We start from the raw sequence: 9,438 nt of genomic DNA, 5'->3' as shown, positions 1-9,438 counted from the left end.
GCCCACCCGCGAGCCGTCGGAACGCCCCACCCGGCCGCGCGCGACCGAACCGTCGGCCGAGGAGAAGGACGACCCCGCCCGCGTCTCGGAGCGCCGCATGGCCGACACCTCCGGCGACAGCGGCAGCACCGGCAGCCGCAACACCGGCAGCGGCAACACCGACTCGAACGACACGGCCGACCAGGGAACGGGCGACGGCGGCCGCGGCGGCGACACCGGCCAGTCCAACTCCAGCCAGGACTCCGCCCCGGCCCAGACCCAGGCCCCCGAGCCCGCCCCGGTCCAGGAAGAGTCCAAGGGCCTCCTGGACATCCTCTTCCCCTGGATGTGACCCGCTCCCGCCGCCTCCCGACACCTGGCTCACCCTCTCGGACAGGCCGATGTCCTGCCGGGAGCGCCCACCCGCACTCCTGTGCCTGCCGATATCCCTGTCTCTCACCCGATGCCTACCGGCACGGGATGCGTGCCGTGCGCAGGGCGTGCGCAGGCGGGGAGGCGGCGGGCCGCCATGGGGCGGCGTCCAAGGTAGGCGGGTGCGGGTGCGCGGGGTCTTCGGGCGATGGCGTCGGCGCGCTCGCTGCGGAACGATTCACGCAGGTCGTCACGTCGCCTGCCTGGTGATGTGCCGTGATCCCGCCTTCCGGAGGTCCGCGAGTCCGGCCGGCGGGAGGCGTCACCTGTTCGCGTCCCGCGCTTCGAGCGTGGTGCATCACGTGCGTGTGGCTCCCCGCCCCCTGAAGGGAGCGGCTTCTCGCTTCCTCGGCTGAGGTAGGCGACGGACAAGCCCTGCCCGTTCCAAACGGGGCGACCATGTCCGGGAAACGATTCCCCATGCCTGGCAAACCCGGCGGTCCGCTCGCTAGATTCGATGGATGGCGGCGTGGCATGAGGTCGAGCAGGCAGAGCCGGAGTTCGCGAAGCGCGTGCGGGCGTTGTTCGACGCCCGCAGGCACAAGACCATCGCCACCTTGCGAGCCGACGGCTCGCCGCGGATCTCCGGCATCGAGGCGGCATTCGAGGCCGGCGAGCTGGTCTTCGGCTCGATGCCGAACGCCCGCAAAGGCGCGGATCTTCGTCGGGACCCGCGTTTCGCCCTGCACAGCGCCACGATCGACCCGATCGAGGGCTCCGAGGCGCAGTGGCCGGGCGAGGCGAAGATCTCCGGTCGGGCGATCGCCGCCGGACCGATCACCGATGGACCGGACGGCGACCGCTTCCGCGCCGACATCGCCGAAGTGGTGCACACCCACCTCAACGACGCGGCCACGATGCTCGTCGTCGAGTGGTGGACACCCACGCACGGGCTCCGAAGGCTGGAGCGCGAGTAACCCTCGTTCGGCCAGACAGGCCAGTGACCGGCGATGACAAGTCGTCAGACCACCGAGGGCACAACCAGAGAACACGGCCCGACGGGCCGCCGGGAGCACAGCCGGCGAACGCGGCTCAACGGGCCGCCGTACCTCACGGCCAGCGCGGTCGGCCGGATCGAGGCGTGGCTGACCGTGCGCCGCCGCGACGCGGGCGGCCTGTTCGCGCCGTTCACTCCGCGGGGCAGGCACATCCGCCGCGACGAGCGCGGCCGGGTCGCGTTCATCGACGCGCGGACGGTCAGCAACGTGCTCGCCGCCCGCGCCGAGCAGGCCGGGCTGGACGAGGCGCCTCGCGCGCACGACTTCCGGCGCACGTTCATCGGCGAACTGCTTGACGCCGGGGTGGACCTAGCCACCGCGCAGGCCCTCGTCGGGCACTCCTCTCCGGCGACCACGGCGAAGTACGACCGGCGGCCGGAGCGGACGCGCCGCGCGGCCGTGGACAAGCTGGCCACCCCCAATCCGGTGCCTCTGCCGGGCGCCGCTCCGCGACCTCGCCAGACGGCCACATCCGGGGCATGATCCCTGGCCACCAGAGGGTGACGCTAAGCCCTGACGGCTTAGCGTCACCCTAGGGTCAGACCGAAGGGTAGTTCCGGAGCAGCTTGGAGTAGTCCGGCATGGACTCCTGCACCAGCTTGGCGATGGTCGCCTGCGGCATGGCCGCCTTGGCGTAGGTGGCGAGGGCGGGCTCCAGGAACTTGGAGTAGTCCGGCATGGACGGGCCGAGCGCCTTCGCCAACCTGACGATAGTCGCCTGCGGCATCAGGCTGTCGCGAATGTCAGGCGAGAGCGCTTCGATGATCTCGCCAATGGTGAGCCCTGCGTCGACGCTTGGAGTTGACACGACTCTGGCGGTCGATCTCGGCAGCCCGGGTGTAGTTGAGCCCGGTCGAAGCCATGATCTTACGGATGTTGCGCTTGCGCTTGCTGGACAAGTCAGATCCTTCCAGCGAAGTTCCCATGCCACCCCGCCGTGAACGATCAGTTCTCGCGCACATCGAGCGTCGGGCCGCGCGTGGCCGAGCCACTTGTCCTCTGTGTCGTTGCGGCATGGGCGCAATCAACTCGGAGTCGGGCCAGCGCGTGTGGCCTGCGATCACTTTAGCATGTCGTTACCGTCTGCGCGCGGAGCCTCAACGGAGAGCTGTGGTTACCAGGCCAGGCACCAATCGCCCTACTCCCGGCGGGCCGGCGACCATGCCGTGACCTGCGGATGAGACGTTAACGATCTGGTGGTCTAGCTTCCTCTCGCCCACAGCGAGAGGAAGCACCACCCCATGGAACAGCCCCCCGACGCCGCGGCGTTGCCACCCTTCAGCGGTCTGGAGCCGACCTGCCAGAAGTGCGGCTGGGTCGGCGCGACCCTCCAATACCGGGAGGCGCGCGGCGCGATCGCCCTCCCCTGAAACCACTCCCGCATCGTTGACGGCCCCCGGCCGGAACGCCTGGCCCGGCACTGCCAGTCGTGCGGCTTCCACTGGGACGAAGCCCCCTTGGACGCGCAGTCCGGCCGCTCCACCGTGGCCGTGACGGCGGGCGGGTCGGCACGGCCCGGCGAAGGTCTGACCGTCGAGATGGCCCGCCAGGCCGAAGGGCACGGGCAGGCGCGGTGACGTCCTCAGATCTTCGTGCGGTGGAAGTTCAGGAACGACCGCGATGGCGTCGGACCACGCTGGCCCTGGTAGCGCGAGCCGTACTTCGCCGAGCCGTACGGGTGTTCCGCCGGCGAGCTCATCCGGAACAGGGCGAGCTGTCCGATCTTCATTCCTGGCCACAGCTTGATCGGGAGCGTGGCGGCGTTGGACAGCTCCAGCGTCACGTGCCCGCTGAACCCGGGGTCGATGAACCCGGCCGTCGAATGCGTGAGCAGGCCGAGCCGTCCGAGGCTGGACTTGCCCTCCAGCCGGGCCGCGATGTCGTCGGGCAGGCTGACGACTTCGTACGTGCTGCCCAGGACGAACTCCCCCGGGTGGAGGATGAACGGCTCGTCGCCCTCGGCCTCGACCAGCCGCGTCAGGTCGGGCTGCTCGATGGCGGGGTCGATGTACGGGTGCCGGTGGTTCTCGAACACGCGGAAGTACCGGTCGAGCCGGACGTCGACGCTCGACGGCTGGAGCATCGCCGAGTCGAACGGTTCCAGCCGGACCCGTCCGGCGTCGATTTCGGTCAGGATGTCTCGGTCGGAAAGCAGCGCGGGGGGCAACCTACAGATCCCGTGACCGTTCCCGAAGCCGCCGAGGCTGCGCGGGCCTGGCTGGAGCAGGTGGCCGACAGCCTCGCGTACGGCACCACGTGCGTGGCCGCCCCGGCTCAGGTGCGCGACGGCATCAGCATCGACCCGCCCCCAGAGGCTGAGGTCGTGCCGATGCGGTCGCGATGGCAGATGTCGCTGCAGCCGGTGCGGCCGTGCCTGGTGTTCGAGGCGATCCTTCACGACGGCCGGATCGTGACGGTGGTGCGTGAGGCGACCGACGAGCAGATGGCGAGGCACCGCTGATGCCGTTCGTGCAGCACGCAGACCGCTTCTGCTCCTGGTACAGCAGCGACCCGGCCGACCAGATCCCCGTCACCCCGGACTGGTGGGGGCCGGCGGAGGAGACCGGATGGCCGCACGTCGGCGAGTGCCGGAACTGCGGGGAGCGCGGCCACGTGTGGACGCCGCCGCCGATCGCGCCGGAGGTGCGCGACAACGCCTCGGCGTTCGCGCGGTGGATGCGGGAGGCGATCAGCCACCAGGCCGGCCGCCTCGGCGGGTCGGCGTTCGTTGCCCACCGCACCGAGGCGGACGTCGCCCTCATGGACTGGCACGGCCCTACCGAGATGATCATGATGGAGGGGGCAAACCCGCCCCGGCGAGTCCTGCGCTGCCGTGAGTGCTCCTCGGCCGACTACCCTTGCCGGACGCTGCGGATGGCCGCCGCGCCGTACCGGTTCGACTACCCCGGCCACCGAATGGAGTGGCTGTGGGCGGCTTCATCCTCGGCCGGGGGTGTGTGAAGGTGGCGCCGGTCGGGACCGACCCGCGCGACAGAGGCCGCGAGCTGCGAAATTAGCTTCCCGCTTCCAGTTCGGCTCGCGCCGTTGGCTGTTCGACGACAGGGCGGCTGCTCGCAAGCTTGGGCTTGCTCAACAGAGTGCAGGTGGCGGGCGACTGGTCCCTGGGGAAGGTAAAAACAGCAGGCGCAGGTCATCTTGCGTTTGCGTGGCGTGGGTAAAGCTGCGTGGGGCGCGGGTGAAGCGGGTCTCGACCTCTCCTGGAGGGCCGGATAGACAGGTTGGGCAACCCTCGGCCGGGTACCCGGCCGAGGATCTCTCACTCGCTCGGCCCTGGCTCATGGGTGCCTCAGGCAGTCACCAGCGGGCCCCAGTGCCTTCACTGTTCGTCAGCACAGCGGCCCGGTAGGTAGCTCAGGGTTCCAGGACGAGCTCGGGGGCGACCTCGGCAACTCGGCGGAGCAGGCCGAGTAGGAGGTCGTAGTCTTTGGTGGTCATCCCTTCGCGAAGGCTGGCCTCGACGGACTGGGCCAGGTCGCTGGCCGCGGCGGCGCGTTCGGCGCCGGCCTCGGTGAGGGAGACCAGCATGACGCGGCCGTGGTCAGGGGAGGCGTGGCGCTGAACCAGCCCCTTAGCTTCGAGGTTTTTGACGATGCCGGTCATGGTTTGGGATGTGACCAGCGCTTCACGGGAGAGCTGGGTGCAGGACTTGGCCGAGCCGTCGGCGAGAAACCCGAGCACCTTGCACTGCGGCTCCGTCAGGTCCAGGGCCCGCACGGCGTTGGCCTTGCGGGCGATCAGTGCCTGTTCGGCGCGCTTGAGTTGGAAGCCGAGTGTGCCGGACGACTCCGTCACCGCCTCCCGCTTACCTGACTGCGCTTGGCTCGTCCGGGTGCCGACCTCACTGGTCATTGTCTAGCTCACCTACTTCGCTCTCGCTTCCCTACTTAAAGTATACCACTGCGTGAATTCAGGACCCTGCAAAAGTGAAGGTTGCGGCTACACTAGCTCGGCGTGGCTGCGAGCGCCATCACCAGCGCCTTGCGCGTGGCCAACTGGGCCGGCGACGCCTTGGCCTTGATCACCGTGCTCATCTTGCGGCATGCCGCTGGGCTCTCAGCAGGCGTCCGCGCAGGAGCAGGCGGGGATCATCGACCGCGCGCGTGCGAACCTACGAGTACGAACCTCCTGCTCGCCGGCACGCACTACGCCCGGCAGCGAACAGCAAGGGACGCGGGAGATTGCATCGGTCCCCCCGCAATCCCGCCTGCGAGGGCGGCTACAAGCGAGGCGACCCATAGTTCTGCAGCTCCACGAACCCCGCCACTGTTGTAGGGTCCTTCATAATTTGTCGGTCCTGTGTCAATGGAGTATATTGCGTCGTGGTGGCCAGGTTCGGCCACTCCGCGCACCCACCGGCCAGCACACCAGCGACCTGGCCCAAGCCGGCCGGCAAGGTGCGACATCAACGCTCGATCCGAGCGGTACTCCACGAACTTCCCGATAGGAAAACGACATGCGAATGTCAGGACAGACCGCCCTCGTCACCGGCGCCACCGCTGGGATCGGCCGGGCTGTGGCCGTCCAGTTGGCGCGGGAAGGCGCCGAGGTCATCGTGCATGGCCGCGACGCCGCCCGTGGCGCCAAGGTTGTCGCCGAGATCCAGGCCAACGGCGGAACGGCCCGCTTCGTCGAAGCCGACCTCACTGATGCGCACGACATCGAGCGCTTGGCGCAGGAAGCGGGCAAGGTCGATGTGCTGATCAATAACGCCGGAATCTACAAGTTCCTGCCCACGTCAGAGATGACGGAAGAGTTGTTCGACCTACACCTGAACCTCAACACCAAGGCTCCCTACACGCTGGTGCGGGCGCTGGCTCCCGGCATGGTCGAGCGCGGCCACGGGGCCATCGTCAACCTCAGCACGCTGGCCGCTGCCGTGGTCACCAAGGGCACGGGCATGTACTCCTCCTCCAAGGCGGCTTTGGAGCAGCTGACCGCGGTGTGGGCTGCCGAGTTCGCCAAGGCGGGCGTGCGCGTCAACGCCGTCGCCCCAGGTCCGACCCGTACGCCGGGAACCGACGCGATGGACGCCGCCACCCTCAAGACGGTCGCGGAGACCACGGCCATGGGCCGCATCGCCGAGCCTGAGGAGGTCGCCGAAGCGGTCGTCTTCCTCGCCTCGCCCCGCGCCAGTTACATCACCGGCGTGGTCCTGGAAGTGACGGGCGGACGCCTCAGCATCGGCTGAGACCAAACAATCGGCGCCGTATCCGGCGCCTGCAAGGCAGGAACCTAGAGGAAATCGCCATGACTAAGAAGAACATCGCCCGAGTCGCCGCTGACGAGTTGCGGCAGCAGTACGACTCTCTCGTCAATACCTACACAGCCACTCCAGCCCTGTCGATGATGGACCGGGAACTGGCGACGGTGGCGGCCCTTGCAGCGATCGGTGACAAGGGCTCCTCCCAGCTGCCTGCCCACATGCATGCCGCACTCGCCGCCGGAGCCACTCGTCAAATGATCGTCGAGGGACTGGCGACCATCTCGCAGGCCTCCGGGACGCCGACGGCCGTCAACGCGATCGCCGTTGCCGCGAAAGTCTTCGCCGAGCGTGATGAGAAGAACCTGGGCAGCGACGCCGAGCGCGTCTGGGTGGAGGGGGACGCCCCCGGCGGCGACGTCCAAGAGCGCTGGGAACGGTCGCAGGGCACCATCGCGGAGGTCTATCCCGCCGGCCCGACCGACGAGACCTACACCGCCGTCAACAACCTGGCACCGCACTTCTGGCGAGACGTCGTGTCGGTGTTCTACAACGACCTCTTCCTCCATCCCGGCACGTCCATCAAGTACCGCGAACTCTTCATCATGAGCACCTACGCGGCCGTCAACAGCACTCCACTTCAGATCATCTGGCACACCAACGGCGCCCTCAACACCGGCTGGACCCGGCAGGAAGTGGCAGAGATCTTCACCCATCTGGCGCTGAACATCGGCATCACCAACGCCATGACCGCACTGCGCTACGGCAAGCACGTCTTCGACCAACGCGATGAGCGCGGAACCGCCAAGGACCACGAACCTCTCACCGTCGACGCCGCTCGAGGGGAACCGGGCTCCTCGTACCAGAAGGGCGCGGCCTTCCTGGGGGCACTCAACCCTGAGCGGCTGCCCATGGGCGAGGGCTGGGATTTGGCCGAGCAATATGCCCCGGGCTTGCATCGGCTGGCCGTCGACTACCTCTACGGCGAGCTGTTCAACCGTGAGGAACTGGACGACAAGGTCAAGCACCTCGCTGTCATCTCGGCGATCGCGACCCAGGGCGGGGTGTCCGAGCAACTGGCCTTCCACATAGAGGCGGCGCTGAATGCTGGCGTAACCCGCCGGGAGATCGTCGAGGCCGTCAGGCTCATGTCCGCCGTCGGCGGTTTCGGAAAGGCCACGGACGCCCTGGCCGTGGCCGAGAAGGTGTTCGACCGCCGTGGCGCCGCAGACCAGACAAACTGACGACGCGAGGGGAATCATGCAGGCTGGATTGAGTGTCCCGTTCGAGATCGCGGTGCCGCAGGCGAAGCTGGATCGCATCATGCAGCGCGTCCGCTCCTACGAATGGTTCGACGCGCCGGCCGGCGGCTCGGACGTCGGAGTGCCGCCGGGTTACATGAGGGATCTGTGCGAGTACTGGACGCATACCTACGACTGGCGTGAGCACGAGCACGAGCTGAACAGGTACCCGCAATTCCGGGTCGAGATCGGCGGCGACCGCATTCACTACATCCACGAGCGCGGATCGGGGCGAAAGCCCTCGCCCCTCATCCTGCTCCACGGCTGGCCCGTCACGCACGCGGCGTTCGCGCGGATGGTCGAGCAACTGGCGCACCCCGAGCGTTTCGGCGGTGATCCAGACGACGGGTTCGACGTCGTCGTCCCGTCGATGCCGGGTTTCGGGTTCTCCGACCGGCTGTCCCGTCCGCTCGGCCCGCGCGCGACCGCCGATCGTCTCGATCTCCTGATGACTGAGGTCCTCGGGTACGAGGACTACGTCATCCACGGCGGCGACTGGGGCGGCCTGGTCGCTGAATGGATGGGCCTCAGACATGGCCGGCACGTCACGGGGATCCATCTGAATCTGGCCTTCTACCGGCACGACGGAGCGGCTTTCGGGTCGGGACAGACCGGCCCGGGCCCGGCCACGCCGGCGGAACTGGCATGGGCCGAGTCGGAGCGGGCGGCCTTCGAGCGTGAATTCGCCTACTTCCGCCTTCAGGCAGATGACCCTCTGACGGTCAGCTACGCCATCATGGACAGCCCGGTCGGGCAGGCCGCGTGGATGGTGGACAAGTTGCTGCTCTGGGCCGATCGCAGGGATCGGGATCTGAAGGACCTGTTCAACATGGACACCGCGTTGACCGAGGTCATGATCTATCTCGTCACCGGTACCTTCTACACGGCGGCGACCATCTACCGCGCCATCAGTCAAGAAGGACCGATCACCTTCGATCCGGGTCAGCGAATCGAGGTGCCCGTGGGGTTCGCCGCCTTCCCGGATCCGCATTGCCCGCCGCCTCCCCGAGAGTTCGTGGAGAAATCCCGCACCGTCGTGCAGTGGACGGACATGCCCCGAGGCGGTCATTTCCCCTCGCTGGAAGAGCCTGCCCTGCTGCTCGAAGATCTGCGGCAGTTCGGCCGCACTCTCCGCCGGCGGTAGCAGGGGCCCCGTGCCTGAGCGCGAATGTAGGCGCGACCTTCTTGAGCCGCCTGAGTTCGGTGGTGGCCAGCGCGATGGGGGTGTCGGAAGGACTCGTGCAGCCTAGGTACACGCGATTAAGTTCGCCCAGGTCAGCTCGTCCAGCAGGAGTAGACCAGGGACTAGGAGAGCAGCAAGACGGCATCCCATCGGGTGGCGGGCGCGGGGGCCGGTAAGTTGCCGTGGTCGGCGAGGTCGGTCGCGTCCCAGATGCGGTGTAAATAGATCACGAGCGTAGGTTCCGTGTTGAACCGCCAAGTTCGCACGAAAGAGGTCCCACGCTCGTGACCCGTCGAGTATCGCCTACCCAGGCCATCCGTGCCG

At 68.0% G+C, this 9,438-nt stretch carries 11 protein-coding genes and 1 pseudogene; 9 read left to right on the top strand and 3 right to left on the bottom strand.

Going from position 1 to position 9,438, the window contains the following annotated elements:
- The 3 genes and pseudogenes from C1J01_RS50575 to C1J01_RS42305 all read left to right on the top strand — a co-directional run.
- Nucleotides 1-331: pseudogene (locus C1J01_RS50575) on the top strand (hypothetical protein); the annotation flags it as partial.
- Between the two features lie 541 nt (nucleotides 332-872).
- Complete coding sequence (locus tag C1J01_RS42310; RefSeq protein ID WP_111184673.1) at nucleotides 873-1,328, top strand: pyridoxamine 5'-phosphate oxidase family protein; 456 nt, start codon at nucleotides 873-875, stop codon at nucleotides 1,326-1,328.
- A 33-nt stretch (nucleotides 1,329-1,361) separates the two neighbouring features.
- The gene (locus C1J01_RS42305) at nucleotides 1,362-1,892 is read left to right on the top strand and encodes a tyrosine-type recombinase/integrase (protein ID WP_111184672.1); all 531 of its coding nucleotides are present in this window, start codon (nucleotides 1,362-1,364) and stop codon (nucleotides 1,890-1,892) included.
- A gap of 55 nt (nucleotides 1,893-1,947) precedes the next feature.
- Here C1J01_RS42305 and C1J01_RS50570 read toward each other — a convergent pair whose 3' ends face one another.
- Nucleotides 1,948-2,112, bottom strand: a complete 165-nt coding sequence (locus C1J01_RS50570; protein ID WP_181449265.1) for a hypothetical protein — start codon at nucleotides 2,110-2,112, stop codon at nucleotides 1,948-1,950.
- 538 nt (nucleotides 2,113-2,650) lie between these two features.
- On the opposite strand from C1J01_RS50570, the gene C1J01_RS53345 reads away from it, so the two are divergent.
- Nucleotides 2,651-2,779 (top strand): hypothetical protein, encoded by a 129-nt coding sequence (locus C1J01_RS53345; RefSeq protein ID WP_268958801.1) that lies wholly within the window; start codon nucleotides 2,651-2,653, stop codon nucleotides 2,777-2,779.
- A 212-nt stretch (nucleotides 2,780-2,991) separates the two neighbouring features.
- On the opposite strand, the gene dcd is transcribed toward C1J01_RS53345, so the two are convergent.
- Nucleotides 2,992-3,576, bottom strand: a complete 585-nt coding sequence (dcd, locus tag C1J01_RS42295) for a dCTP deaminase (protein ID WP_235855038.1) — start codon at nucleotides 3,574-3,576, stop codon at nucleotides 2,992-2,994.
- Nucleotides 3,577-3,588: 12 nt separating this feature from the next.
- On the opposite strand from dcd, the gene C1J01_RS42290 reads away from it, so the two are divergent.
- Complete coding sequence (locus tag C1J01_RS42290) at nucleotides 3,589-3,870, top strand: hypothetical protein (RefSeq protein ID WP_111184670.1); 282 nt, start codon at nucleotides 3,589-3,591, stop codon at nucleotides 3,868-3,870.
- An 8-nt stretch (nucleotides 3,871-3,878) separates the two neighbouring features.
- Nucleotides 3,879-4,370 (top strand): hypothetical protein, encoded by a 492-nt coding sequence (locus C1J01_RS42285; RefSeq protein WP_146615927.1) that lies wholly within the window; start codon nucleotides 3,879-3,881, stop codon nucleotides 4,368-4,370.
- 411 nt (nucleotides 4,371-4,781) lie between these two features.
- Here C1J01_RS42285 and C1J01_RS42280 read toward each other — a convergent pair whose 3' ends face one another.
- Nucleotides 4,782-5,279: a MarR family winged helix-turn-helix transcriptional regulator gene (locus C1J01_RS42280; protein ID WP_111184668.1), complete on the bottom strand. Its 498-nt coding sequence runs from the start codon at nucleotides 5,277-5,279 to the stop codon at nucleotides 4,782-4,784.
- Nucleotides 5,280-5,889: 610 nt separating this feature from the next.
- Here C1J01_RS42280 and C1J01_RS42275 point away from each other — a divergent pair.
- The 3 genes from C1J01_RS42275 to C1J01_RS42265 are packed head-to-tail and all read left to right on the top strand — an operon-like array spanning nucleotide 5,890 to nucleotide 9,075.
- On the top strand, nucleotides 5,890-6,618 hold the full coding sequence (locus tag C1J01_RS42275; RefSeq protein WP_111184667.1) for an SDR family NAD(P)-dependent oxidoreductase: 729 nt from the start codon (nucleotides 5,890-5,892) through the stop codon (nucleotides 6,616-6,618).
- 59 nt (nucleotides 6,619-6,677) lie between these two features.
- Nucleotides 6,678-7,874, top strand: coding sequence for a carboxymuconolactone decarboxylase family protein (locus tag C1J01_RS42270; RefSeq protein WP_111184666.1), 1,197 nt, complete (start codon nucleotides 6,678-6,680; stop codon nucleotides 7,872-7,874).
- Nucleotides 7,849-9,075: an epoxide hydrolase family protein gene (locus C1J01_RS42265; protein ID WP_111184665.1), complete on the top strand. Its 1,227-nt coding sequence runs from the start codon at nucleotides 7,849-7,851 to the stop codon at nucleotides 9,073-9,075. The genes C1J01_RS42270 and C1J01_RS42265 overlap by 26 nt, the downstream gene beginning before the upstream one ends.
- The last annotated feature ends 363 nt before the right edge of the window (nucleotides 9,076-9,438 follow it).

It is taken from the genome of Nonomuraea aridisoli, from assembly GCF_003236395.1.
In the GTDB taxonomy this organism is placed as follows: domain Bacteria; phylum Actinomycetota; class Actinomycetes; order Streptosporangiales; family Streptosporangiaceae; genus Nonomuraea; species Nonomuraea aridisoli.
This window is presented reverse-complemented; position numbering and strand designations above follow the sequence as displayed.

Bases quoted from the DNA above. Each gene is read 5' to 3' on its own strand.
- C1J01_RS42310 (WP_111184673.1), top strand. From the start codon at position 873: ATGGCGGCGTGGCATGAGGTCGAGCAGGCAGAGCCGGAGTTCGCGAAG.
- C1J01_RS42305 (WP_111184672.1), top strand. From the start codon at position 1,362: ATGACAAGTCGTCAGACCACCGAGGGCACAACCAGAGAACACGGCCCG.
- C1J01_RS53345 (WP_268958801.1), top strand. From the start codon at position 2,651: ATGGAACAGCCCCCCGACGCCGCGGCGTTGCCACCCTTCAGCGGTCTG.
- C1J01_RS42280 (WP_111184668.1), bottom strand. From the start codon at position 5,279: ATGACCAGTGAGGTCGGCACCCGGACGAGCCAAGCGCAGTCAGGTAAG.
- C1J01_RS42275 (WP_111184667.1), top strand. From the start codon at position 5,890: ATGTCAGGACAGACCGCCCTCGTCACCGGCGCCACCGCTGGGATCGGC.
- C1J01_RS42270 (WP_111184666.1), top strand. From the start codon at position 6,678: ATGACTAAGAAGAACATCGCCCGAGTCGCCGCTGACGAGTTGCGGCAG.